We start from the raw sequence: 24,227 nt of genomic DNA, 5'->3' as shown, positions 1-24,227 counted from the left end.
AGACCTGCCGGGGAAGAGGAAGTGGACCGATTAAAGGAGTTTTGCCAGATATTCAAAACTGCGAATCGCTTCCGGCACAGTGCCACATTCAACGCTGAAAATAATGTCGCGTTCCTGGGCCACCGGCTTGACAATCTCAATGACGCGCTGCCAATCCACCACGCCTTCGCCGCAGGCGCAGCCGACAGGCGTACCGGTCACTTTGCCGCGCTCTGCTTCGCCCTGCTGCATACTGATGTCTTTGGCGTGCAGATGGACCAGCCGGTCGCGGACCCGCTCCAGCCATTCATATGGGTCGGATCCGCCCGCCAGATAGCTGTTGCCGGTATCGTAATTGATGCCGATAGCCGGTGATTGGACCAGGTTGTAGATAGCGTCTAGCCCGTCGGGCGTTTTGCTGTATTGCTGGTGGGGTTCCAGGCCGATTTTGATACCGTGCCGCTCAGCGACCAGGGAAGCTTCTTTGAGCGTGTAGGTCATCAGGGTGAAGTCCATCTCTTTGCTGGTCCAGATGGGCTTGGGGCCTTCGTCGGTGTTGACGACGGGGGCGCCAGCGTGAGCGGCCCAGCGAATCGCCATTTTCAGATATTCGACGCTAATCTCCGGTTTGCAAAGTGGGGTATGGGAGGAGAGACCAGAGAGTTTGATATTGTGTTGGGCGCAGAGGTCGCGTACCCAGAGGGGATCGTCGTACATGGAGACGGAGTGGAAATACCCGGCCTCGCTGAGCAGCTCCCGGCCGATGTGGACCATTGGCTCAATGTATTCGTAGCCGATTTCGGCCGCTTTGGCGACGCCCCAGGCAAAGGGTTTGTCGTGATGGCGTACAAATTCCATGTTGACGCCTAGTTTAATTGCCATGTTTGGCTCCTTTTAGGAATGTGGATTAAATAACCTACGGAACTTCAAGATGTCATGCCTGCGAAGGCAGGCATCCACTCCTGTAACAACATGGATTCCCGCGAAGGCGGGAATGACAAGTTCCGTACATAACTGAATTTCCGTTCCTTATTAACGCAGAGACGCAGGGGCGCAGAGCGATGTCGGTGATGAAAGCGTCGGCTGCGGCTTGTTAATTTTCGGCCATGCGCTGGTTGGTAGCGGCGACGAGGTCGCGGACCCAGGTCAGGCTTTTTTCGATCATCGGGCCGCCCGCGCCTTCACATTCGATGCTGACGACGCCGTCGTAGCCGATGTCTGCCAGGATGTCGAAGCACTTCTGGATGTTTTCGCCATTGACGCCATCGCCAATGGCGGTGTTGCTGACGGCGATGCCGGTGAGTTCGCCGCGTAGGGAGGCGGCCAGCGATTGGCTGACGTCTTTGACGTGGACGTGGCTGACTTTGTGCTTGAAGCGGTTGAGGAAGGCGACGGGGTCTTGACCGGCGATGAAGGTGTTGCCGGTGTCCATGTTCATCCGCAGGAGAGGCGTGTCGAAGAAGTTGAGCATTTGCGCCATGAATTCCGGTTTGGTGGTGTAGTAGCCGTGTGGTTCGATGTTGATGATCATGTTGTAGAGAACGGCCGTTTCCAACACCTCTCCATAAATCCTTTTCATCAGCTCCAGGGCCTGTTCGTCCGTCTGCCCTTCGGGTTTAAACATGTGGTCGGTCGTGTCAATATGGGTACAGCCAGCCAGATAAGCCCAGCGGATGGAATTGTTGATATAGGTTGTGCCAATGGAGGCGGCATTGGGTAAAGAGAGGGGATACGCGGCGTCTAGCTGGGAGAATTTGACACCGTAGTCGTCCATTTTGCGGCGCAAGGCCAATGGGTCTTCCCACAGGGCGACGTGTGGCTGGTAGCCCAGGCCATGAATCCAGCTTACGCCGTCAATCGTGCCACACTCAATATAGTGGACATCGTTTTCTTGCGCCCAGCGCAAGCATTGTTCAAAGCTCCAATAGGCGCTGTTAAAAGCGTCGGTGTGAAAACCAATCTCGATCATGATAAGCCTCCTGCCAGTTGCGCCAAAAAATTAAGAGTGTGGACCCGTGTCCAGGCCCACACTCTTAATGGGTTAGATTACTGACCGCCCCAACGTGTTGGGAAGTCAGGCATGCCTTCGCAGCCGCACATGGCGTAGTGCAGCGGCGGCATGTTGGGCTGGATGTATTGATCCAGATTCTCGTTGGTAATCGTCGGTTGTGGCAGACGCCAGACAGCCGGGACTTCTTCACCATTCATAATGCGCAGGGCGGCGATGATCGGGGTGCGCCATTGGAAGGTGGGGAAGGTGGGAGAAATGCCAGAGAGGTCATTTTCCTGCCATTTCACCAGGAAGTCTTGTTGGTCTTCACCGACGATGATGGGATAGGGTTGACCGGCGTCCTCGAAGGCTTCCAGGGCAGCAACGGCCGTAGCCCCCGCATCCATCCACACCGCGTCAATCCGGCCAAAGCGGTCCAGATAATCATTGACGATGGACTTCACTTTGGCATTGTCGCCATCGCCAAATTCCACGCCGATCACATTAATGTTGCTGCCCGCGCCTTCAAAGGCGATCTTGGCAGAAGCCCAACGCTCTTCCAGAACGTCCACGCCAGGCAGGATGCGCAGCGCCAGCACGTTACAGTCGTCGCCGCAGTTGTCAATGATGTAGCGCGCGCCCGTCTCGCCAAAGGCGTAACCGCCGATGGGCTGCACAAAGCTGACCGGGCATTCGGTGAAGACGCCGCGATCAAAGACGATAACCGGCAACACTTCGCAAGCCTGTTCAACGGCCGGGGTCAGGGCGGCGGTGGTGTTGGGGGAGACGATCAAAACGTCGCAGTTGCCGCTGGCCACCAGGTCGGCGATGTCGGAGATTTGCTTCTCGTCATTGCCTTGCGCGTCCACATGGATCAATTCAGTGATCTCTGGGTGGAGGTCCACTTCAGCCTGCATTGTCGTCCAGCCGACCACGCGCCACGGATTATTCACGCCAGCATTGGAGAAGCAGAAGGTGTAGGGGCCTTCTTTGGCGTAGGCGCTGGTATCTACGAATTCCGCTTCCAGGTATTGCACCCAGGGTTCGCCCTCCGGACCTTCGGGGTTCAGGGTCATTTGGCGCATGGAGCGATCATACTGCTCCTGGCTGAAGAACTCAGAAGCGACCACAGCCGCGTCATTGGTCAGGCCAGCCGATACCGGCGCGGCCGGTTCGGCCGGGGTGTCAGCGGGAGTGTCGGCGGTCGCGGCCGGTTCAGCGGGGGTATCAGCGGCCGGAGCCGGTTCGTTGGTTTCGCCGCCGCAAGCGACCAGAGTAAAAACAAGGACCAATGCCAACAGCAAAACCCAGGTACGGTTAGAAATTGTGCTTAACATAGAACATCTCCTCCTCTAAAGAGAGTAATTGTGTGGAACTGAAAACGGTAAAGTGTGAATAGTAGTTGTTTGACACCTGCTTTGTTCTTTGGCATCACCTCCTTTTAAATAATCAAATGGTGTCTGGATTCGGTTGACTTATGCTCAACGAGACCGACCAGAGCGGTAGGCGGCATAAGCGACGGCGCCAATGATGATGAAACCTTGCACTGCGTCGCGCAGTGGTTTGGGTAAGCCCAATAAATTGAGCAGGGTAAACAATGCTTCCAGGGCTAACGCACCGGCGATGGCAGTGGCTACGGAGCCGCGACCACCGAGCAGGACGGCCCCACCCAGGACGGTGGCGGCGATGGCTTGTAGTTCAAAGCCCCGGCCGGCTTCCGGATTGACGCCGCCGAAACCACCTTGCAAAATACCGGCGATCACGGCCATCACGGCCGATATGATAAACGCAACAATGCGCATTCGCTCTACCGGTACGCCTGCCAGTCGCGCGGCGCGTGCATTATCACCGATAGCCAGAAGCTGCCGCCCCAAATTGGTGCGGTGGAAGATGTAGATGGCGATGCCGCTGACGATAATCAATACCGCCACTGCGTAGGGCAGGCGGTCCACCAGGGGGAATGGTTCAATCCAGCCCCGGCCGAAAATGCGGAAATTGTCGGTAAGGTAGCCGCGCGGCGCGCCACCAGTCCAATATAACCCAGCCCCGCGCAGCGTCAGCAGCATTCCCAGGGTAACGATAAGGGAGGGAACGTTGAGGTAGGAGACTATCAAGCCATTCAGGAGGCCAACGGTGACGCCGATGCCAAGCAGCACGAGGATCACCCACCAGGTGTTGGCGGGGTCGTTGTTGATAAGAAGCGCCGCGCCGATGACGGTAAGTGACATGATTGAACCGACGGAGAGGTCGAATCCACCAGTGACGATGACGAACAATTGTCCGGCAGCCAGGATCATGAGCGGGGCAGACCGGCGCAGCAGGTTGAGGAAGCCGGCCGGTTCAAGGAATGCCGGGTTTTGTGTGCCGATGGCGATGAGCAGAATGATGACAATGATGTAAATGGGCGGAATGCTGCGCAGACCGGCGACAAATCGGGTCCACAGCGTATTTTTTTCGTTTGAATGGGTTAATTCAGCCATGGTTTCCTCTCCGTTAAGCCGCTTTTTCTTTGGAGCGAATGGTGTAGGTGGCTACGGCCAGGATGATGATGGAACCGCGCAGCACTTGTTTGAGGAAGGGGTCTACGCCGAGTTGGTTGAAGGCGGTGTCCAGAATGCCGAAGATGAGAACACCAGCCAATGTGCCCCAAACGCCGCCTTTGCCGCCGGATAGAGCGGTGCCGCCAACGACGACGGCGGCGATGGATTCCAGGTCGTAGAGGCCATCAGGCCCGACCCAGGGCGCCCCGGAGCGCAGGCGGCTGACGATGAATAGACCGGAGAGAACGGCCGTTAAACTGCAAATCACATGCGCCACAATAATCACCCGGTCAGTGCGCAGACCGGAGAGGCGCGACGCTTCCTGATTGCCGCCAATCGCATAGAGGTGCGCCCCAAACTTCGTCCGCTTAAGGGCGACTGCGGCCACAATTGTTACCCCCAGCAAGACCAGGATGGAATAGGGAATCGGGCCGACGCTGTCGTAGCCAAAGGATTGGAAGCTGCGTGGGACAGCGCCGGTGAAGGTTTCAAAACTGGCGTTCAGAAAGCCTTTCAGCACCAGGCCGACGCCTAAGGTAGCGATGAAGGGGTTCACCCGCAGTTTGGTGACGATCAGCCCATTCACAAGGCCCACAGCCGCGCCGATGGCGAAGACGGTAGCGACGGCCATGGGAACCCGCGCCGGATCGCCTTGCATGAGGTAGGAGGCCATAACGGCCGTTACGCTAATCAAATAAGCCACAGACAGGTCAATCGAAGCGCCCAGCATGACAAACGTCTGCCCCATGGCCACAATACCCAATGCTACCGAACGGACCACCATGTTGGTGAGGATGGTCTGCGACGTGATCTGCCCCCGGCCAAAGATACTGTCCAGAAAAATGGCCGTGAGAAACACAATCACCAGAATCCCGTAGACGGGGGGAATTTTTGAGGCTTTTACCTTTGCCTGCACATTAGACCAGCTCATCGCTGTCATAGGTTCGGTTCCTTTGCTGGGTATCGCTGATCAGGGTGTCCGGTTGCCAGCAGCATAATCTCCTCTTCAGTCGCGCCGGCCGGGAGTTCGCCCATAATTGCCCCATCCCACATCACTACAATCCGGTCGCTCATGCCGATGACTTCCGGCAGTTCCGACGAGATCATCATCACGGCTGCTCCATCTCGCGCCAGCTCGCGGATCATCTCGTGAATACTTGCTTTGGCGTCTACGTCAATGCCTCGCGTCGGCTCATCGAATATGAAAATATCGCAGGTTGAGGCCAACCACTTCGCCAGGATCACTTTTTGTTGATTGCCGCCGCTGAGATACTGCACCTCTTGTTTCAGGCTGGGGGTGCGGACATCCACCCGCTCTACCAGATCGGTCACAAGCTGCGGCTGGCTGTGCGTCCCATTTTGCTTGATGCGTTGGAACACGGTGCGCAGCGCGCGCACGGCGACCAGCACGTTGTCGCTCACCGGTTGATTGGGCAGAATCCCTTCCGCCTTCCGGTCTTCGGTGACAAAGCCCATGCGGGAGCGAATGGCCCTGGCGGGGGTTTTAACGGCCGTTTTCCTCCCCTTAATCGTTACGCTGCCACTCCTGAACGGCGCCACGCCAAAAATCGCCTGAGCCAACTCCGTCCGACCTGACCCTTGCAGCCCAGCAACGCCCACAATCTCCCCGGCCCGCAGTTCCAGGTTGATATTGTGCAGCTTCTCATTGCTCGCCGCTTCAATGCCGACCAGCGGCTCGCCGATCTCTTCTGGTTTGGCCAGACCGGGGAAGTATTGCGATAATTCGCGCCCAACCATCAGGGTGATGACCTGAGAGGGTGTTACGGCGTCAACGGCCGTTGTCTTCACATGCTGCCCATCCTTCAAAATGGTGATAGTCTGGGCAATGTCGAACACTTCCTTGAAGCGATGAGAGATAAAAATAATCGCCATGCCCCTGGCTTTGAGCCGCCGCACCAGGTCAAAGAGAATTTCTACCTCATGCGTTGACAAAGCGGCCGTTGGCTCATCCATGATCAGCACTTTGGCGTCAAAGGAAATGGCTTTGGCGATCTCTACAAGCTGCTGTTCAGCGATAGAAAGCGTTTTGACCTGCGCTTCCGGCGCGATAATCGTCTCTGCGCCAAGCTGGCTGAGGACTTCAACCGTGCGCTTCTTTAACGTATTGAAATCAATCAGACCATAGCGCGTTGGTTCGCGCCCCAAGAAGATATTTTGCGCCACTGTGCGCTCCGGCAGCAGGTTAAACTCCTGGTAGATGATGCTGATGCCCGCCTCTTGCGCCTCTTGCGGATGCCGGAAGGTGATCGGGCTGCCCTGGAAGATGATCTCGCCCTCATCCGGTATGTAGGCCCCGACCATGATCTTCATCAGTGTGGATTTGCCCGCGCCATTTTCGCCAACGATGGCATGGACCTCTCCAGGGAAGAAGGGCAGCGACACATCATTGAGCGCAACCACGCCAGGGAAGCGCTTGGTAATCTGGCGCACCTCCAGGATGGGCTGTGGGTTTGTGCTGGTGGGGGACGATGGTTCGTTCATAGAGACGCGCTCATCAGTTGGCGTAAGAAGGCCAGCCCTTCTTGGGCAATGCTGTCTTGATCAGGAGCGATTTCGCGCCAGATGCAGACGGCGCGGGCGATGGATTGCACCTGGGGGGTGAAGGATTCGATGACCACCGCGCCCTGGTAATCAACGTCGCGCAGCGCCTCGGCGACGCTGCGCCAGTGGACCTGGCCCGTCCCCGGCACGCCGCGGTCATTTTCGCAGGCGTGGAAGTGGAAGATGTGGGCGGCGGCGCGGCGAATGGCGGCGGCCGAATCTTTTTCTTCCAGGTGCATGTGGAAGGTGTCCAGGTGGAGACCGACGGCCGGGCTGCCGACCGCCTCGATCAGGGCAAGGCCCTGGTCTACGATGTTGACCATGTCGGTTTCAAAGCGATTGAGGGGTTCAAAGGCGAGCCTGACGCCGTGCGCCTGAGCGTAGTCGCCCCATTTTTGCAGTCCGGTGATGGCGCGGTCCCATTCTTGTTGGCGAGCAACGGCCGTTGCCAACCGCTCCTTGCCTACCGCCGAATACATCGGCCCGGCCACTACTGGCGATTCCAGTTCCGCGGCGGCGTCAATCAGCCAGCCTAAGTAGCCTTCCGCGTTTTGCCGGATGGATTCGTCGGCGCTGCTCAGGTTTCGGTCAGGGCCAAACGCGCCACAGACGATAATGCCCATGCCGGCCGCCTGCGCCGCTTGCCGCAGCGCCGCCACGTCCACCAGCGCCGGATCTTCGACGGCTATTTCCAGCAAGTCGAAACCCATCTGCCGCGCCTTGTCAATCAAGTACAGATGCGTATCGGTGGAGAAAGGGGACTCCCAGATAAAGGTATTCGCGCCGAATTTCAATCTAGCCTCTGTGTTTTTCAAAGATTTTACAGATTTCGCAGATTATTCTCCATCTACGAAATCTGCGAAATCTGTGGATAACTCTTTTACATCTCGCTAATCGCTACTCGCTGCCCGGATTGGGCTGATTGGATGCCGGCTTGCAGCACTTCCACTTCTTTCAGGCCATCGTAGAAGTTGGGGGCGATGCTGCTGCCGGTCTCAATCGCTTTCATGAAGTCCACCACGGCGTGATGGAACTCATGCTCATAGCCGATGATGTGGCCGGGAGGCCACCAGGCGGCGATGTAGTCGTGCTGTCCGCCCTCGGTGACGATGATGGTGCGGAAGCCCTGGGCATAGGCCGGGTCGTTGCGCAGGAAAAGCTGCAACTCGTTCATCCGCTCCAGATTGAAGATGATGCTGCCCTCGCTGCCATAAATCTCGAAGTAGTTGTAGTTTTTGCGGCCAGGGGCGAAGCGGGAGGCTTCAAAGGAGCCGAGGGCGCCGTTCTCGAATTCGGCGAGCATGAAGGCGGCGTCGTCTACGGTGACTTCGCCCATTTCTGTCGCTCCGCCCGACCCGGCAGTGAATGTGGCGGCTCCGGCTCCGGGTAACGGCCGTTCCTTCACAAACGTCGTCATCATTGCCGACACCGCTTTAATATCACCCACCAGGAAGCGGGCCAGGTCAATACTGTGCGAATTCAGGTCGCCATGCGGGCCGCTGCCGGCCGTCTCTTTGCGTAAATGCCAGGTCAGCGGGAAATCCGGGTCCACAATCCAATCCTGCAAATAGGCCCCGCGCCAGTGGAAAATGCGCCCAATTGCCCCTTCGTCAATCAGCCGCTTCGCCAGCTTGACGGCCGGGCAGCGGCGATAATTGTGGTTCACGTAATGGACGATCCCGGCCGCATCGGCCGCCTCATACATCTCTCGCGCTTCTTCCAGGGTAATGGCGAAGGGTTTTTCGCAAAAAATGTGCTTGCCCGCTTTGGCCGCCGCCACCGCAATATCCCGGTGTAAATAGGTGGGCACGGAGATGTCTACGATGTCAATGTCATCCCGTTCGATGACCTTGCGCCAATCTGTCTCAATCTCTTCCCAACCCCAACGGTCGGCGAATTCACGCAGTTCAGCCTCGTTTTGGCCGCAGGCCACCTTCAACACCGGCTTGATGCCCATGTCAAAAAATCGTGGGGCGTTCAGCCAGGCGTTGCTGTGCGCTTTGCCCATAAATTTGGCGCCAATGATGGCGACGTTCATTGTCTTCATGCTGTTCTCCTCTTCTGCCTGATGCTCTTGTTATTCAGGCTTTAACGGTGAAGATATTTTCTAGCGCAAGCCAGATCGCGCCGACCATACCGGCGTCGCTGCCTAACTGGGAATACTCAACCCGCAGTTGGCGAGTGGACAGCGGATTGGCCCGACGCAGTGTGGCCTGGCGGATGGTGGACAGGAAGATGTGGCCGATGTTGCTTACCCCACCGCCGATGAAAATGGCCTCCGGGTTGAAGAAATTGACCAGACCGGCCAAGACACCCCCAATCATGCGTCCACTTTGGCGGATGATCTCATTGGCTACCCGGTCTCCGGCGGCGGCGGCTTCACCGACATCAACGGCCGTTATCACCCCATTCAACTCCAACCGTCGGGCCAGAAAAGGGCTTGCGCCGCCTTGGGCTTTAGCTGTCCCCTGGGCGGCAATGGCCGGGCCAGCCGCCATACACTCCAGGCAACCCTGATTGCCACAGTGACACATCGGGCCATTGTAATCCACACAAATATGCCCCACATCACCGGCGCAGCCATCGCTGCCGCGATGGATGTGCCTATCGGCGATGATGCCGCAGCCGATGCCCGTGCCTACCTTGATAAAGAGAAAGTTGTTTAGACCCTGCCCCGCGCCCGCTTTTTGCTCCCCTTTAGCCATGATGTTGACATCGTTGTCCACAAAAACGCGGGCAGCGGGGAAACGGCGGCGAAAATGCTCTTTGATCGGGTAGCCTTCCCAGGTGGGCATGAGGGGGGGAGCGATCAGAACGCCAGGAGCAAATTCCACCGGACCAGGCACGCCAATACCGGCTGCCACCAAAGCGGTTGGCGCAATACCCAACTGATTTAAGAGCGATTCGACCACTTCGCCGACTCGCTCCAGAAAGGGTTCTGGTCCGATAGTCACGTCTGCCTCTTCTGAGGTTTTCGCCAGGACGTTGCCCTGAAAGTCGGCCAGGGCAACGTCCATGCTGGTCGCGCCGATGTCCACACCAGCGACGTAGCCGAAAGTGGGGTTGATGTTGAGGAGTAACGGCCGTCGGCCTCCGGCCGATTTCCCTTCGCCCACTTCTACCAGGATGCCCATGTCGAGCATTTTGCCCACAATCATAGTCAGGCTGGCTCGTGAGTAGTCCATTTCCACCGACAAATCAGTCCGGGAAAGCGGCCCTTTATCTCGAATTGCCTGCACGACGGTCGCCTCGACATCGTACAACTCAAAAACAGGTTCGCTGCTGCGTGGGCTGATGGCAGTGGGTTCATACATTAGAGAGGAGTTCTCTTTGTTCGCCGGATGCGTGACTTAATTTGTATTTAGGCATACTTAATTCAATTAATGAAGTAAGATGTGTGTAATATAACCAAACTAGAGTCTTGTTGTCAAGCACTTTTGCCCAAAGGAACCCCTCGTTCATGGTCACCGAACGTTGGCGGCGATGCGTTTTAATTCTTTGACGCTTTGCTCAACTGCCCAATGTTCCTGATTTTCGTATTCTGGGTGCAGCGAATCGGTCTCCACGGCCAGGAAGCCCTGATAGTTGGCATCGTGCAAAATCTGGGCCAGCTTTTGGTTGTCTACCAGCCCCTCGCCGACCGGTGTGGAGGAGAAGAAATACCATTCCCGTGCATCAAGACCCTTCACTGGCTTCAAATCTTTGATGTGGGTGGCGTAAACCCGATCCGCCAATTTCTTGGCTCCTTCGACGGGATCGTCCAACAGGCGCAAGAAGTTGCCGGTGTCCAGGTTCAGGCCGAGGTAGGGGGAGCCAACGCGATCGAGCAACTCGACGCATTCATCAGAAGTGTAATCAATGTGGTTTTCGACGGCCAGTTTCACGTCGTACTCTTCGGCTACTTTTACCGCTTCCTTGAACCAGTCCACCAGGATGTCTAGTTGCGGACCATGCGGCTCGAAGCGGAACATCAGGCTGCTGGCGACCACCCGCATTACCGGCGCGCCAATCAGTCTGGCGTTGGGGATTTGGGCGATCATATCGTTGAATGCGTCGCGGTTTTTACCTGCTTCCAACCCATCCGGATGCCCCCAGGCATAGACCCGGTCAAAGCCATAGTCGTCTAGCTGCGCCTTCAGGTCCACAAACCATGCCTTGTCAAAGCTGGGAAAGAAGCAGGATTCTAGCGAGACGCCATCCACTTCGAGCTTTTTAGCAAAGGCTAAAAAGTCTTCCATGGTCATCATTTCGTCTTTTGCAGGGGCTGTTTGATGGGGATAGACTTCGCCGAAATAGCGATGGAAACAGTAGCTATCAATACCGACTTTCATTGCCATGGGACATCTCCTTTGTGAAAGGGCAGCGACTCACGGGTTAGGTGCAGTTGGCGTGAGTCACGGCGCTGATAAACGGATGGTTTTATTCGGGCAAGTTAATGCACTGCCTCGCCAATTAATGTTTCTAATGAGGGCTGTGGGCGTTCGTAGGCGCGGATCAGTTCTACTTCAAACATGGAGCGGTCGCCCCTGTGCAGAGCGTGGTAATACTCCAGCGGTGTGCCATCTTCCAGGTAACTAATACTGTCTAAGGAAATGAGTGGTGAGCCTTCGGCAATGCCGAGTAGTTTGGCTTCGTATTCACTGGCGACGACTGCTTCGAGAATGCGGCGGCCACGGGCGATAATCAGCCCGTGCTGCTGCTCCAGATAGGCGTACAGCGATTGGTGGGTGAGGTCTACTTCGACCAATTCTGGGCAAATGGACTGCGGCAAATAGGTAGTGACAAGAACGATTGGCTCGCCAGAGACGTAACGTACACGGTCAATGCAGATAACTGGCGTTTCCGGTTCCAATTGTAAGAGGGCAGCTACTTTGGCGCTGGCGGGTATGATCGCCTGTTTGAGGACTTTGGAAATGGGGGCGTGCCCTTTCTGGCTCATGTCTTGATAGAAGCCAGTTAACTCCTGAAAGAGACTCTCGCCGATTTTCGGTTCGGCAACAAAGGTGCCTTTGCCTTTGCGGCGAACAATCAGGCCTTCGTATTCCAGGCTGCGGAGCGCCTGGCGGATGACGGTGCGGCTAACATCAAACAGGCGACACAGTTCGGGTTCGCTGGAGATTTGGTCGCCTGGGCGCATACTGCCGTGGTTGATGCTCTCTTTGAGGGCGTCTTGAACCTGGGCATAGAGGGGGATGTAGCTACTGCGGTCAATTTTGCTTTCGTAGTTCACCCTGCACCATTCACCTTGTTATCCTGTTATCCTGTAATTACAACTTGCTCATTAGTCTATAGAATATGGGCAATTTGTCAAGATTATTGCGGGATATTTTGGTTGAATTATCTAAATTGGTCAGTTCTTCCAATGATTTTGCGGTTGACAACGGCCGTTTTCTCTCATATCATATGGTTATCAGGTTGTACGGACAACCGTATGAATTTAACTCCATAGCTACCCGAGAAGAGGCTAAAAGAGTCAGTATGACCTTGAAAGACCAGGTAAGTCACCAAAGCAAATCACCTCTCTACCAACAAATCTACCAGCTGCTGCGCCAGAAAATTCTGCACGGCCAATGGCAGCCTGGCGACGCGCTCCCCTCGGAGAATGACCTGATCGAGCAGTACCAGGTCAGCCGGGCGACGGTGCGGCAAGCCCTGGATGAGTTGGTCAGCGATGGCCTTATCCAGCGTCGCCAGGGAAAGGGAACTTACGTCTCGCCGCCGACTGTGGAGCAAGGATTGGTGCGTATTATCAGTTTTACCGAAGATATGCAGCAGCGCGGCTTTGTCCCTGGAACTAAACTGATCTCCGCCGGACTGACGCCGGCGACGAAACCATTGGCTGAACAATTGGAAATCGAGGTGGGCGAGCCTGTCGCGCGCATCGAGCGGCTGCGTCTGGCTGATGGTGAACCGATGAGCGTGGAGGTTTCTTTTCTGGTGCATCGCTATTGTCCGGGCATCTTGACGCAGGACTACACGGCTCAATCCCTCCGCCTGATGCTTGAGGAACGTTATGGGATTCGGATCACCAGTGCCCGCCAGACCATTCAGGCGATTAGAGCCGTGACCGATATGGCCGCGTTGTTAGCGGTTGAGGAAAAAGCCCCGTTGCTCTACATTGAGCGACTTTCTTACTCGGAGTTCAATGTGCCGCTGGAGTTTCTTCGCCTCTACCATCGCGGAGATCGGTATACGCTTCATGCGGAACTGCGGGGGTAGGGCGGGCAAGACATATTCCATAGCACCATGTCACGTTCACGGAACACGGCTAACCATGCACATCGTTACTTTAGGCGAAATTCTGATTGATATGTTTCCGGCAGAGGTGGGACGGCCGTTATCCCAGGTGTCCGCCTTCCATCCCAAACCAGGCGGCGCGCCGGCCAATGTCGCCGTGGCCGCCCACCGCCTGGGGGCGCAGACCGCCTTCATTGGCAAGGTGGGGGATGACGCCTTTGGGCACTACCTGCAGCGCGTGTTGGCCGACGAAGGCGTGGAAACTTGCGGGATGCGCGTGGACGACGAAGCGCGCACGACGATGGCCATCATCGCCATGCCCGACCCGCACACGGCCGAATTCATCTTTTACCGCAATCCAGGCGCAGATTTACGCCTGCGCCCCGACGAATTGGATCTGAATTTATTGCGCCACACGCGAGCGCTCCACATTGGTTCGCTCAGCCTGGTGGACGAACCGGCGCGCAGCGCGACACTGGCTGCCGTCAAGACAGCCCGGCAGCATGGGGCGCTTATCTCTTTCGATGTCAACTATCGTCCGAGCCTCTGGCCCAGTCCGGCGGCGGCCCTGGCCCAAATTCGCGCCCTTATTCCTCTGGTGGACTTGCTCAAAGTGAATGAGGTGGAACTGGCGCTGCTGGCCGGGGAGGGGGAAACGGCCGTTGCCCTCCAAACTCTCCTCGCCCTCGGTCCTACCCTCTGCCTGCTGACGCGGGGCAAAGAGGGCAGCTATGCCCAGACGGCCCTCCAGTCCATCACCGCCCCCGCTTTCCCTGTGACCACCGTAGACGCCACCGGCTGCGGCGACGCTTTCATCGCCGGTGTGCTATTTCAACTCACCCAGGTTGCCGACTGGCGCTCGCAGTTGGAACCAGACCGCCTGTTCACCATTTTGCGCTTCGCCAACGCTGTCGGCGCGCTGACTGCTCAAACTCAGGGCGTGATACCGGCGCTGCCCACGGCCCTGCAAGTGCAAACCTTTTTTACCCACCAATCCGAAATCCGAAATCCACAATCCGCAATGACCTAAGGAGTTCTTATGGACGCAATTCCCACAACGGCCGTTGGCGTTGACGAGTTAAATGAACTCGCCCGCCAGATGCGCCTCGACATCTTGGAGATGACCACCAAAGCCGGTTCCGGCCATCCTTCCAGTTCCTTTTCGGCCACCGACATTGTCACCGCGCTTTACTTTGGCGGCGTGCTGCGCTACCGGGCCGACGAGCCGCTCTGGCCGGAGCGCGACCGTTTCATCATGAGCAAAGGGCACGCCGCGCCGCTGCTTTACGCCGTCCTGGCCCACGCCGGTTACATCGAGCGCGACCTCATCTGGACGCTGCGTGAGGTAGACAGCCCGGTACAGGGCCATCCCATTCAAAATCTGTTACCTGGCGTCGAGGCGACCACCGGCTCATTAGGGCAGGGGCTTTCGGCTGGCGTGGGGCACGTGTTAGGCGGACGGCTCAACAAGTTTGATTACCGCGTGTATGTGCTGCTGGGCGATGGCGAGTGCGAAGCCGGGCAGGTCTGGGAAGCGGCCATGTCCGCCGCCCACTTCAAAGCCGACAACCTGGTCGCCATCCTCGATTACAACAAATATCAGGAGACCGGCCCCATCAGCCGGGAAATGGCCCTGGAGCCGTTGGTCGAAAAGTGGCAGAGTTTCGGCTGGCATGTCGAAGAGGCGGATGGTCATGACATGGCCGATTTACTGGCAAAATTCGCCGCGATACGCGCCGTCAAAGGGAAGCCGTCGATTATCATCGCCCACACCGTCAAGGGTAAGGGCGTCTCGTTTGTGGAAGCAGATTTCACATTTCACGGCCGGGCGCTGACTCCACAGCAGGCCGCACTGGCGCGGGAGGAACTCCATGGAACTCGGTAAACAAGCAGGACTCAAACCTTATCCCCAACCGCTGCGCAACGTCTTTGGCGAGGCGCTGCTGAACGTCGCCCGCGAAAATGAAAAGGTGGTCGTCCTCGACGGCGACCTGGGCAATTCCACCAAAACAGAATATGTACGCCAAACCTTTCCGGAGCGATTCTTCAACATCGGCATTGCCGAGAGCAATCTGGTGGGCGTGGGCGCGGGGCTGGCCGCCTGTGGTTTTGTGCCCTGGATCACCAGCTTCTCTTCCTTTTTATTATGCAACGCCTATGACCAGATTCGCCTGGCGGTAGCGATGTCCAACATCAACGCCAAGATATTGGGCAGCCATGGCGGCATCACTCTGGGCAAAGATGGTCCCACGCAAATGGGCATCGAAGATTTGGCGCTGATGGGCGGCCTGCCGACCTTCGTCATTCTGGTGCCCAGCGACCCGGCCTCCATGCACGCGGCCGTCAAAGCAGCCACCGACTACGTGGGACCGGTTTTTCTGCGCTCCAGCCGGGTGGCGCTGCCGGAAATTTATCCCATGGACAATTGCCCCTTTGAGATTGGCAAGGCCAACATGGTGCGCCAGGGCGGCGACCTGACCATCGTCGCCTGCGGCATTATGGTGGCGGCCGCCTTAGACGCGGCCGCGGAACTGGCCGCCGCGGGCATTGAGGCGCGGGTGCTGGACATGCACACCATTCGCCCGATGGATGTGGCGGCGCTGACGGCCGCGGGCGCGGGAAACGGGGGCCATCGTTACGGCGGAGGAGCATTTGTTGCAAGGCGGCATGGGCAGCAACATCGCCCGCGTGGTGGCCGAGCAGCACCCGGTCCCCATGCGCTTCGTCGGCCTGGCCGACACGTATACTGAATCGGGCGACCCGGATGATTTGCTGCGGAAGTATAAGTTAACGGCCGTTGACATCGCTGCCGCCGCCCGTGAGGCTTACGCCGCTAAGGCAGGTTGACATGTTACGTGACGAACTGCAACAACGCGCTGCCTCTGGGCAGCCCATTCGCATAGCGGCCAGTGGCGCGGGCTGGATGGGCAGCGGCTTTGCCGCCCAGATGGCTCACGTACCCGGCATGGAACTCTCTGTGCTGATTGATCCCAATCTGGCCGCCGCCCGCGCCGCTTTCACCGCTACGGGGGTGGATGCGGCCGATGTCGTTGCCGCAGGCAGCGTGGGGCAGGCGATGGATGCCATCAACCAGGGTAAGCGCGTCATCACCGACGATGTGGTCTTGGCGGCGCAGCTAGAGGCGATTGACGTGATGACCGATGTCACCCCGTCGCCCGCTTCCGGCGCAGCGACGGCTTACGCCGCTATCACCCACGGCAAAGATGTGGTGCTGATCAATATCGAAGCCGACGTGACGGTGGGGCGCGCCTTGAAAAAGCTGGCCGCCGACGCCGGCGTCCTCTACTCGGTCTCGTCCGGTGACGAGCCGGGCTGCCTGATGGAGCTATACGACTTTGTGACGACGTTGGGCTTTGAACCCATCGTCATTGGCAAGGGCAAAAACAACCCGTTGGACCCCACAGCCACGCCCGACACGGTCGCCAAAGCAGCGCGACGGGCCAACAAGGACGCCTATCAAACTGCTTCCTACGTAGATGGCAGCAAGACGATGTTCGAGATGACCTGCGCCGCCAATGCCACTGGCTGCCGGCCGATGCAGCGCGGCATGGTCGGGCCGGAAGCGGACCAATCAACCATCACTGAGATTTTCTCGCTGCGCGAGGATGGGGGATTGGCCCCGTTCCCCGGTGTGGTAGATTTTGTGCAGGGGACGGCGATGGCCGGGGGCGTGTTTGTGACGGTGCGCGTGCAGGATGACCGTATCGCCGACGATTTGAAATATCTGAAGGTGGGCAACGGCCGTTACTCCACCTTCTTCCGGCCTTACCATCTCTGGTTCATCGAAGCGCCCATCTCCATTGCCCGCGCTGTGATGCACCGGCAGACAACGCTGGTTCCTTTAGACTACCCGGTCGCTGACGTGTTGACCATTGCCAAGCGGGATTTGCGCCCTGGCGAACGGCTGGACGATTTTGGCGGCTACACGTTTCGCGGGCTGATGGATACGGCCACGGCCGTATCTGCCGAAAATGGCTTGCCGGCCGGTCTGGCCCCCGGCGCGGAACTCATCCGCCCGGTGGCTTCTGGGGCGATTATCACCTGGGCCGATGTGCGCCTGGACGAAAGCAGCCCCGTTGTGCGTCTGCGCCGCCTGCAAGATCAACAATAGCGCCACGGAGGCGCGGAGAACACAGAGTTTTTTCTTACTCTCCGTGCCCTCCGTGCCTCTGTGGTGAATTCTTCCGAGAAACCATGTCATACCAAACAGTTACAGACGAAAGCGAGCAAATTGTCGCCAGCGGCCTGACGCCGGAGCAGCTTTTTGCGGCGCTGCGCCAGATGCACCTGATTCGCGCCTTCGAGGAAAAGGCGGAAGCGCTGTACGCCCTGGGCAAAATCCACGGCACAATGCACCTTTCCATAGGGCAGGAGGCGTCGGCGGTGGGGGCGTGTCTGGCGCTGCGCCCGGACGATTACATTTTGAGTACCCATCGCGGACACGGCCATTGCATTGCCAAAGGGGCCGAGCCGCAGTTGATGATGGCTGAATTTTTCGGCAAGGAAGTGGGCTACTGCCGCGGGCGGGGCGGCTCGATGCACATCGCCGATGTCGCCGGCGGCAATCTGGGCGCGAACGGCATTGTAGCCGGAGGGCTGCCGTTGTCTACCGGTGTGGGGTTGAGCATAAAAATGCAACAACTAGACCGCGTCTGCCTCGCTTTTTTTGGCGATGGCGCGGCCAACGAAGGGGCGTTCCATGAATCGCTCAATCTGGCGGCCATCTGGGAGCTGCCGGTGGTTTACATCTGCGAGAATAACCAGTACGCCATGTCGATGCCGGTGACGGCCGCGTTTCCCATCAGCCAGATCGCGCAGCGGGCGGCGGCCTACAACATGCCGGGCATGACGGTGGATGGCAATGATCTGTTGGCGGTGTATGGGGCGGTGAAAACGGCCGTTCTTCGCGCCCGTTCTGGTGGTGGCCCCAGTTTGATCGAAGCCGTCACCTACCGCTGGCGCGGCCATTCCAAAAGCGACCGGCAGCGTTACCGCACCCGCGACGAAGTGAAAGAATGGCAGGCGCGTGATCCTATCATCCGCCTGGAAAATTTGTTGGTGGCTGCTGCTCTTTTTACGGCCGAACAACTGACCGATTTAGGCATGGCAGCGCGCCAAACCATTGACGAAAGCGTCACCTTTGCCGAAGCCCAGGCCGACCCGGACCCGGCGACCATTTTGGAGGGCGTGTATGCCTGATTTGACGCAAGCAGAAGTGGCGGGGGTACAGGCCAATGACGTGGATAAGGCCAATCGTGAATTGACCTACGCCCAGGCCATCCGTGAGGCGCTGCAACTGGCGCTGCGCCGCGATGAGCGTGTCTTTATGCTCGGCGAGGACATCGGCGTCTATGGCGGCGCGTTTGGCGTGACGGATGGCCTGATCGAGGAGTTTGGCGCCGAGCGTGTGCGCGATACGCCCATTTCTGAGGCGGTCATTGCCGGGGCAGCCATTGGCGCGGCGATGACCGGAATGCGGCCGGTGGCTGAAATTCAGTTTATGGACTTCATCACCCTCTCGATGGAGCAGTTGGTGCTGCAAGGGGCCAAGCTGCGCTTTATGTTTGGCGGCAAGGCGAGCGTACCGCTGGTGCTGCGTACCCCGGCCGGGTCCGGCACGGGCGCGGCGGCGCAACATTCGGAAAGTCTGGAGGCCTGGTTTGTCCATGTGCCCGGCCTGAAAGTGGTGATGCCCGCCACTCCCTACGACGCTAAGGGATTGCTGCTGGCGGCTATCGAAGACAACAATCCGGTGATTTTTGTGGAACACAAATTGTTGTATCGTACCAAAGGCCAGGTGCCGGAGGGGTATTACACTGTGCCTCTGAGCCAGAGCGAGGTAAAACGGGAAGGGGGCGACCTGACTGTTGTGGCGACTTCCATCATGGTTCCGCGCGCCCTGGAAGCGGCCGATTTACTGGCACAGGAGGGCATCGAATTGGAAGTGATTGATCCGCGTACGTTGAAGCCGTATGACTCAGAAACCGTGACGCGCTCGGTGTGCAAGACGGGGCGGGCGCTGGTGGTACACGAAGCGCCCAAAACGGCCGGTTTCGGCGCGGAGGTGGTGGCGGAGATTGTGGCCGGGGAAGCGTTTGATTACCTGGACGCGCCGGTGCGCCGTCTGGCCGGGTTGGATGTGCCGATCCCCTATAACCGGGAGCTGGAACGCACGGCCGTGCCGCAGGTGGCCGATATTGTGCGCGAAGCGCGGGCGCTGGTACGCGGGGAGTATTAGCCATGCCTGTGCCCGTCATTATGCCTAAATTTAGTATGACCCAGGAAGAAGGCCGGGTAATGACCTGGCTGGTCGCCGAAGGGGATATTGTGGAAAAAGGGGATCCGCTGCTGGAGGTGGAGACCGACAAGGTGACGATGGAAGTGGAAGCGCCGGAGAGCGGCGTACTGCGCGGGGTATCGGTAAAAGAAGGGGACGTTGTGCCGGTCACGGCCGTTATCGCCCATATCCTTTTGCCCAGTGAAGCGTGGTCGCCGGAACCAGTGAAAGCGACGCCGGTAGCGCGGCGCGTAGCCGCGGCGGCCGGCGTTGATGTCAACGACATTCCGGCGAGCGCCGGTAAAGTAAAACGGCAGGATGTGGAGGCGTACCTGGGCAAGGTGCGGGCGACGCCGGCGGCGCGGCGGTTGGCGCAAACGCAGGGGGTGGACCTGACGGCCGTTAATGGCAGCGGTCCGCGCGGTCGGGTTCAGGCGGGGGATGTATTTAGTCGGGTAGTCGTTAGTCCGGTGGCGGCGGTTAGCGCGATGCGGCGGACGATTGCTGAGCGGCTGACACGGAGCTACCAGACCATCCCGCACATTACCTTTACGGTGACAGCAGACATGACGGCCGTTGCCGATTTGCGCCACCGTCTGAATGCGCCAAGGGATGGGGTGAAGGTGTCGGTGACGGCCGTGTTGGTGAAAGTGTGCGCCTGGGCGCTGGGGCGGCATCCGCTGCTGAATAGTTCCTGGCAGGCGGAAGGCATCCAAACCCATGAGCAGGTCCATATCGGCGTGGCGGTAGCGTTGGATGACGGCCTGATTGTGCCGGTGGTCCACAATGCGGCGCAGTTGGGGCTGACAGCGATTGCGGCGCAGGTGCAGGATGTGACGGCGCGGGCGCGGAACGGCCGTTTGCAGCCCGCCGACGTGCAGGGCGGCACGTTTACCATCAGCAATTTGGGCATGTGGGGGGTGGAGCAGTTTACGGCCGTGATCAACCCGCCGCAGAGTGCGATTCTGGCCGTGGGCCGGACAATCAAGCAGCCGGTGGTAGTGGAAACAACAGGAGGCGATGAAATTGCCATTCGTCCCATCATGAAGATGACGTTAGCGGTGGATCACCGTATCATTGATGGCGCGGTGGCGGCGCGCTTTTTGCAAGACGTGGTTGCCGCTCTGGAACAGCCCGACCGGCTGCTCTGGTAGAAGAAATGGCGAATTGTGAAGTACGAAAGACCCTTTCCCAATTCACCATTCACCATTCAAAGTTCACAATTCACAATTCAGGAGGTTTCCCATGCGGATTGGCGTATTTACAGCGTTGTTTCAGAATTTGCCTTTTGCCGAGGCGTTGGATAAGGCGGTGGCAGCGGGGGTAACGGCCGTGGAAATCGGCGCGGGTGGGTATCCCGGCAGCCAGCATTGTCCAGTGGATGAGCTTTTGGCGAGTGAGGCCAGGCGTGAAGAATATCTGGCGGCCATTCATTCACGGGGCCTGATTTTGAGCGCCCTCAGCGTCCACAACAACCCCCTTCATCCCGATCCGGCTGTCGCCGCTGAAGCTGACACTGTCATTCGCAAGGCGGCGCGGCTGGCGGCGTTGTTAGGCGTATCTGTGGTTAATGGATTCTCCGGACTACCGGCCGGGGTGCCGGGCGACAGTATGCCGAATTGGGTGACGTGCCCCTGGCCGCCCGAATTTCTGGCGATGTTGGATTACCAGTGGAACCAGGTCGCCATTCCATATTGGCAAGAAGCGGGCCAATATATTGCCGACCAGGGTGTGAAATTCGCTTTTGAAATGCACCCCGGCATGTTGGTCTACAACGTGGAGACAATGCTGCGCCTGCGCGAGGCGGTGGGGCCGGTGTTGGGCTGCAATTTCGATCCCAGCCATCTCTTCTGGAATGGCGTTGACGCCGTGGCGGCGATACGCAAGTTGGGCGCGGCGATTTATCACGTTCACGGCAAGGATTGTTACGTGGACCATCTGAATGTGTCTGTCAATGGTTGCAACGACAACAAACCGTATGACCAGATTCTCAACCGCGCCTGGACTTTCCGCAGCATTGGTTATGGACATGGAGCGCAGGTGTGGAAGGACATCGTGAGCGCCCTGCGGCTGGTAGGCTACGATTACGTCATCTCTATTGAGCATGAAGACGCGCTGATGTCTACCGATGAAGGATTGGCAAAGGGGGTGGCGATGTTGCAGCAAGTGAACATCTTCGAGCAGCCGGGGGAGATGTTCTGGGCCTGATGCGGCGTATTTTTGTTGATGAGGCGGGGTGGGTTAACGGCCGTGGCTATCGCAAGCAGGTGGTGGCGGATACGGCCGTACTTGCCGCTCCTGGGGCGTTTGCGCAGGTGGTGGAGATGGAGCCGGGGGAAATTATTCCCGACCATGTCCACCAGAGTTCGCGGGAGTTTTATGTGGTGTTAAACGGCCGTTGTCAGCTCACCGTCAACGGCACAAATCATTACCTGAAACCAGGCGATATGCTGCTGATGGAACCGGGCGATGTCCACCACCTGCACAACAACGGCGGCGAACTCTTCCGATTGTTGGTTTTCAAGACCAACGCCACGACAGAAGACACGATTTGGAGTTAGAGCGGGAGGGAGCGTTTTTCTTCCTGCCCGCTCTCGCTTAAGGAGAGGCTCAGATGAGTGCAGAGATCCCCGAGATTGGCGTGGGTATGTTGGGTTATGCATTTATGGGGCGGGCGCATAGCAATGCGCTGCGCAGCATCCCGTTTGCGATTGATCCGCCGCCAGCCATCCCCAGGCTCGTAGCTGTTTGCGGACGCGACGAAATGGCGCTGAAGGCGATGGCTCGACGTTATGGCTACGAAACGACTTATACCGACTGGCGCGACATGCTGGCCGATGATCGCATCCAATTATTTGACAACGGCGGGCCAAATGACACCCATGCCGAGCCGTGCATTGCCGCGGCTGAAGCGGGGAAGCATGTGTTTTGCGAGAAGCCATTGGCAAGAACGGCGGAAGAAGCCAAAGCGATGCTCGACGCTGTGACCAAAGCAGGCGTGAAACATGGCGTGGCCTTCAACTACCGCTTTGTGCCTGCCATCCGGCAGGCTAAACTGCTGATTGACAGCGGGGCTTTGGGCCGTATTTACCATTTCCGGGCAATGTATTTGCAAGAGTGGATTTTGCCCCATTACAACACGCCGCGCCTGTGGCGCATGGACAAGAGCCGCGCCGGTACCGGGGCGATTGGCGACCTGGCCGCCCATATTGTGGACCTGGGGCGCTATCTGGTGGGCGAGATGAAAAGCGTGAGCGGGTTGACGCGGACGTTTATTGAGGAACGGCCGTTGCCCGACAGCCGTGGCATGGGCAAAGTAGACGTAGACGATGCCTTTGTCGCCACCGTAGAATTTGAAAATGGGGCGATTGGTTCCCTGGAAGGGACGCGGCTGGCCGCCGGCCGTAAGAATTACGAAGTGCTGGAAATCAACGGCGAAAAAGGCAGCCTGCGCTTTAACCTGGAACGGCTCAACGAATTAGACGTGTACTGGGTTGATGATGAACCCCAGACGACGCAAGGTTTTCGCAACGTCATGGTGACAGAAGGTGTCCATCCCTGGCTGCAACATTGGTGGCCGCCCGGCCACATCATCGGTTGGGAGCATACCTTCATCCATGAACTGACCCATTTTTTGGACTGTATCGTCAATAATAAACCGGTCGCTCCAGTAGGCGCGACTTTTGATGATGGTTACCGGGCTGCATTGGTGTGCGATGCGATTGTAGAGTCGGCGTTGAAAAAGCGGCAGGTAGATTTCAAGCCGGAAGTAGATCGTTCTGCAACAGAAAAACACAACCGTTTATAACTTCAGCTTTTATCAGCAAGACTGTAGGAGTTGTCCCGTATGGAAAAAGCCGCGATCCTTAATTTGACTGCAAGGCGGGCGCAGTGATCGAATTACCGCATTCCAGACAAATCGCTTCCTGCTCGATCACCAGTTTCCAGCCCCGATAAGCATCCCAGGCAGGTAACAAGCCTGCATCATTGAGCTTCTTCAGGAAAGTAGTGGATGGGCGATTGCCGACCTGACTGCCCCACCAGATGTTGCAGTCCTTGCAAATCCAAATGCTGCCTGAACCTAACTGTGCAATTTGTGACATGACAAAACCTCTCTATTCTTATTTGGTTACCGACCTGAATTTAAATTCCCGGGCGGAACGCTTACGGATAAAATTATTGGGTGCCTCGTTATGAGGCGCCTATCTTGTGATTGGTAATTGTTGACATAATCAGACGTTATGTTTTCATGGCATCTCTCCTTTCCGGTTTTCCTCTTCGTCACTGTCTTGCTGACTGCTGGCAGCAACGGCCGTTAACTTCACTGCCATAAACGCTTTCAACTGCTCAAGATCGCTGAATCCGTGCTTCCGGGGTTCGGCCGCTACCTCGCGCAGCTCAAACCGCCACGTTTCCGGCTCAGCTGCTGTCGTCGGCGGCATTAGCCAACAGCGCACCAAAAAAGATTGATAGACTCGTTTTGCTTGTTTCACCATATTGGTTTTTCCAAAAGCGCTGCTTATTTCAGGACTGTTACCAATATACGCACCAGGCGCTTCCCAAACGCTTCCAAGAAATAAAAACACGCTACCAGACTGGATATGGCGTATACTTTATTTCA

At 57.7% G+C, this 24,227-nt stretch carries 23 protein-coding genes and 1 pseudogene; 11 read left to right on the top strand and 13 right to left on the bottom strand.

Annotated elements, in window-relative coordinates:
• Positions 1-30: 30 nt before the first annotated feature.
• The 11 genes from IPM39_10060 to IPM39_10010 all read right to left on the bottom strand — a co-directional run bounded on the left by IPM39_10060 (position 31) and on the right by IPM39_10010 (position 12,301).
• Positions 31-861: a sugar phosphate isomerase/epimerase gene (locus tag IPM39_10060; protein MBK8986410.1), complete on the bottom strand. Its 831-nt coding sequence runs from the start codon at positions 859-861 to the stop codon at positions 31-33.
• A gap of 211 nt (positions 862-1,072) precedes the next feature.
• Positions 1,073-1,948, bottom strand: a complete 876-nt coding sequence (locus IPM39_10055) for a sugar phosphate isomerase/epimerase (protein MBK8986409.1) — start codon at positions 1,946-1,948, stop codon at positions 1,073-1,075.
• 77 nt (positions 1,949-2,025) lie between these two features.
• A complete protein-coding gene (locus IPM39_10050; protein ID MBK8986408.1) occupies positions 2,026-3,306 on the bottom strand; it encodes a substrate-binding domain-containing protein in 1,281 nt (426 codons plus the stop codon).
• Positions 3,307-3,450: 144 nt separating this feature from the next.
• Entirely contained in the window at positions 3,451-4,449 is a 999-nt protein-coding gene (locus IPM39_10045) for an ABC transporter permease (protein MBK8986407.1), read from the bottom strand.
• A gap of 13 nt (positions 4,450-4,462) precedes the next feature.
• Positions 4,463-5,440 carry an ABC transporter permease gene (locus IPM39_10040; GenBank protein ID MBK8986406.1) on the bottom strand — a complete coding sequence of 326 codons (978 nt, stop codon included), beginning with the start codon at positions 5,438-5,440 and terminating at the stop codon, positions 4,463-4,465.
• Between the two features lie 5 nt (positions 5,441-5,445).
• Positions 5,446-6,969 (bottom strand): sugar ABC transporter ATP-binding protein, encoded by a 1,524-nt coding sequence (locus IPM39_10035; GenBank protein ID MBK8986405.1) that lies wholly within the window; start codon positions 6,967-6,969, stop codon positions 5,446-5,448.
• A 38-nt stretch (positions 6,970-7,007) separates the two neighbouring features.
• Positions 7,008-7,865 carry a sugar phosphate isomerase/epimerase gene (locus IPM39_10030; protein ID MBK8986404.1) on the bottom strand — a complete coding sequence of 286 codons (858 nt, stop codon included), beginning with the start codon at positions 7,863-7,865 and terminating at the stop codon, positions 7,008-7,010.
• 86 nt (positions 7,866-7,951) lie between these two features.
• Positions 7,952-9,118: a Gfo/Idh/MocA family oxidoreductase gene (locus IPM39_10025; protein ID MBK8986403.1), complete on the bottom strand. Its 1,167-nt coding sequence runs from the start codon at positions 9,116-9,118 to the stop codon at positions 7,952-7,954.
• A 34-nt stretch (positions 9,119-9,152) separates the two neighbouring features.
• The gene (locus IPM39_10020) at positions 9,153-10,385 is read right to left on the bottom strand and encodes an ROK family protein (protein ID MBK8986402.1); all 1,233 of its coding nucleotides are present in this window, start codon (positions 10,383-10,385) and stop codon (positions 9,153-9,155) included.
• 150 nt (positions 10,386-10,535) lie between these two features.
• A complete protein-coding gene (locus tag IPM39_10015; protein ID MBK8986401.1) occupies positions 10,536-11,408 on the bottom strand; it encodes a sugar phosphate isomerase/epimerase in 873 nt (290 codons plus the stop codon).
• A gap of 95 nt (positions 11,409-11,503) precedes the next feature.
• Complete coding sequence (locus tag IPM39_10010) at positions 11,504-12,301, bottom strand: GntR family transcriptional regulator (protein ID MBK8986400.1); 798 nt, start codon at positions 12,299-12,301, stop codon at positions 11,504-11,506.
• Between the two features lie 248 nt (positions 12,302-12,549).
• Between IPM39_10010 and IPM39_10005 the strand changes: the two genes are divergently transcribed.
• The 11 genes and pseudogenes from IPM39_10005 to IPM39_09955 all read left to right on the top strand — a co-directional run bounded on the left by IPM39_10005 (position 12,550) and on the right by IPM39_09955 (position 23,414).
• The gene (locus IPM39_10005; GenBank protein MBK8986399.1) at positions 12,550-13,290 is read left to right on the top strand and encodes a GntR family transcriptional regulator; all 741 of its coding nucleotides are present in this window, start codon (positions 12,550-12,552) and stop codon (positions 13,288-13,290) included.
• Between the two features lie 55 nt (positions 13,291-13,345).
• Positions 13,346-14,338: a carbohydrate kinase gene (locus IPM39_10000; protein MBK8986398.1), complete on the top strand. Its 993-nt coding sequence runs from the start codon at positions 13,346-13,348 to the stop codon at positions 14,336-14,338.
• Between the two features lie 9 nt (positions 14,339-14,347).
• Entirely contained in the window at positions 14,348-15,193 is an 846-nt protein-coding gene (locus IPM39_09995) for a transketolase (protein ID MBK8986397.1), read from the top strand.
• A pseudogene (locus IPM39_09990) lies at positions 15,180-16,155 on the top strand (transketolase family protein). The gene IPM39_09995 and the pseudogene IPM39_09990 overlap by 14 nt, the downstream one beginning before the upstream one ends.
• Before the next feature lies 1 nt (position 16,156).
• Positions 16,157-17,440: an NAD(P)-dependent oxidoreductase gene (locus tag IPM39_09985; protein ID MBK8986396.1), complete on the top strand. Its 1,284-nt coding sequence runs from the start codon at positions 16,157-16,159 to the stop codon at positions 17,438-17,440.
• 83 nt (positions 17,441-17,523) lie between these two features.
• Positions 17,524-18,528, top strand: coding sequence for a thiamine pyrophosphate-dependent dehydrogenase E1 component subunit alpha (locus tag IPM39_09980; protein MBK8986395.1), 1,005 nt, complete (start codon positions 17,524-17,526; stop codon positions 18,526-18,528).
• A complete protein-coding gene (locus IPM39_09975) occupies positions 18,521-19,567 on the top strand; it encodes an alpha-ketoacid dehydrogenase subunit beta (protein ID MBK8986394.1) in 1,047 nt (348 codons plus the stop codon). The genes IPM39_09980 and IPM39_09975 overlap by 8 nt, the downstream gene beginning before the upstream one ends.
• A 2-nt stretch (positions 19,568-19,569) precedes the next feature.
• Positions 19,570-20,760: a 2-oxo acid dehydrogenase subunit E2 gene (locus tag IPM39_09970; protein MBK8986393.1), complete on the top strand. Its 1,191-nt coding sequence runs from the start codon at positions 19,570-19,572 to the stop codon at positions 20,758-20,760.
• 91 nt (positions 20,761-20,851) lie between these two features.
• The gene (locus IPM39_09965; protein ID MBK8986392.1) at positions 20,852-21,814 is read left to right on the top strand and encodes a sugar phosphate isomerase/epimerase; all 963 of its coding nucleotides are present in this window, start codon (positions 20,852-20,854) and stop codon (positions 21,812-21,814) included.
• Entirely contained in the window at positions 21,814-22,167 is a 354-nt protein-coding gene (locus IPM39_09960) for a cupin domain-containing protein (GenBank protein ID MBK8986391.1), read from the top strand. Before IPM39_09965 ends, IPM39_09960 begins: the two co-directional genes overlap by 1 nt.
• A 53-nt stretch (positions 22,168-22,220) precedes the next feature.
• On the top strand, positions 22,221-23,414 hold the full coding sequence (locus IPM39_09955) for a Gfo/Idh/MocA family oxidoreductase (protein MBK8986390.1): 1,194 nt from the start codon (positions 22,221-22,223) through the stop codon (positions 23,412-23,414).
• Positions 23,415-23,472: 58 nt separating this feature from the next.
• Here IPM39_09955 and IPM39_09950 read toward each other — a convergent pair whose 3' ends face one another.
• Complete coding sequence (locus IPM39_09950) at positions 23,473-23,709, bottom strand: hypothetical protein (protein ID MBK8986389.1); 237 nt, start codon at positions 23,707-23,709, stop codon at positions 23,473-23,475.
• Positions 23,710-23,853: 144 nt separating this feature from the next.
• The gene (locus IPM39_09945) at positions 23,854-24,102 is read right to left on the bottom strand and encodes a hypothetical protein (protein MBK8986388.1); all 249 of its coding nucleotides are present in this window, start codon (positions 24,100-24,102) and stop codon (positions 23,854-23,856) included.
• Positions 24,103-24,227 lie beyond the last annotated feature (125 nt).

This window comes from Candidatus Leptovillus gracilis, from assembly GCA_016716065.1.
In the GTDB taxonomy this organism is placed as follows: domain Bacteria; phylum Chloroflexota; class Anaerolineae; order Promineifilales; family Promineifilaceae; genus Leptovillus; species Leptovillus gracilis.
Note: the sequence above shows the minus strand (reverse complement) of the source record. Positions and strands in the feature narration are given on the sequence as shown.

Bases quoted from the DNA above. Each gene is read 5' to 3' on its own strand.
- IPM39_10020 (MBK8986402.1), bottom strand. From the start codon at position 10,385: ATGTATGAACCCACTGCCATCAGCCCACGCAGCAGCGAACCTGTTTTT.
- IPM39_09970 (MBK8986393.1), top strand. From the start codon at position 19,570: ATGCCTGTGCCCGTCATTATGCCTAAATTTAGTATGACCCAGGAAGAA.
- IPM39_10050 (MBK8986408.1), bottom strand. From the start codon at position 3,306: ATGTTAAGCACAATTTCTAACCGTACCTGGGTTTTGCTGTTGGCATTG.
- IPM39_09960 (MBK8986391.1), top strand. From the start codon at position 21,814: ATGCGGCGTATTTTTGTTGATGAGGCGGGGTGGGTTAACGGCCGTGGC.
- IPM39_10055 (MBK8986409.1), bottom strand. From the start codon at position 1,948: ATGATCGAGATTGGTTTTCACACCGACGCTTTTAACAGCGCCTATTGG.
- IPM39_10005 (MBK8986399.1), top strand. From the start codon at position 12,550: ATGACCTTGAAAGACCAGGTAAGTCACCAAAGCAAATCACCTCTCTAC.
- IPM39_10025 (MBK8986403.1), bottom strand. From the start codon at position 9,118: ATGAAGACAATGAACGTCGCCATCATTGGCGCCAAATTTATGGGCAAA.
- IPM39_09980 (MBK8986395.1), top strand. From the start codon at position 17,524: ATGTCATACCAAACAGTTACAGACGAAAGCGAGCAAATTGTCGCCAGC.
- IPM39_10060 (MBK8986410.1), bottom strand. From the start codon at position 861: ATGGCAATTAAACTAGGCGTCAACATGGAATTTGTACGCCATCACGAC.
- IPM39_10040 (MBK8986406.1), bottom strand. From the start codon at position 5,440: ATGAGCTGGTCTAATGTGCAGGCAAAGGTAAAAGCCTCAAAAATTCCC.
- IPM39_09950 (MBK8986389.1), bottom strand. From the start codon at position 23,709: ATGTCACAAATTGCACAGTTAGGTTCAGGCAGCATTTGGATTTGCAAG.
- IPM39_09965 (MBK8986392.1), top strand. From the start codon at position 20,852: ATGCGGATTGGCGTATTTACAGCGTTGTTTCAGAATTTGCCTTTTGCC.
- IPM39_09975 (MBK8986394.1), top strand. From the start codon at position 18,521: ATGCCTGATTTGACGCAAGCAGAAGTGGCGGGGGTACAGGCCAATGAC.
- IPM39_09955 (MBK8986390.1), top strand. From the start codon at position 22,221: ATGAGTGCAGAGATCCCCGAGATTGGCGTGGGTATGTTGGGTTATGCA.
- IPM39_10000 (MBK8986398.1), top strand. From the start codon at position 13,346: ATGCACATCGTTACTTTAGGCGAAATTCTGATTGATATGTTTCCGGCA.
- IPM39_10045 (MBK8986407.1), bottom strand. From the start codon at position 4,449: ATGGCTGAATTAACCCATTCAAACGAAAAAAATACGCTGTGGACCCGA.
- IPM39_09985 (MBK8986396.1), top strand. From the start codon at position 16,157: ATGTTACGTGACGAACTGCAACAACGCGCTGCCTCTGGGCAGCCCATT.
- IPM39_09995 (MBK8986397.1), top strand. From the start codon at position 14,348: ATGGACGCAATTCCCACAACGGCCGTTGGCGTTGACGAGTTAAATGAA.
- IPM39_09945 (MBK8986388.1), bottom strand. From the start codon at position 24,102: ATGGTGAAACAAGCAAAACGAGTCTATCAATCTTTTTTGGTGCGCTGT.
- IPM39_10015 (MBK8986401.1), bottom strand. From the start codon at position 11,408: ATGGCAATGAAAGTCGGTATTGATAGCTACTGTTTCCATCGCTATTTC.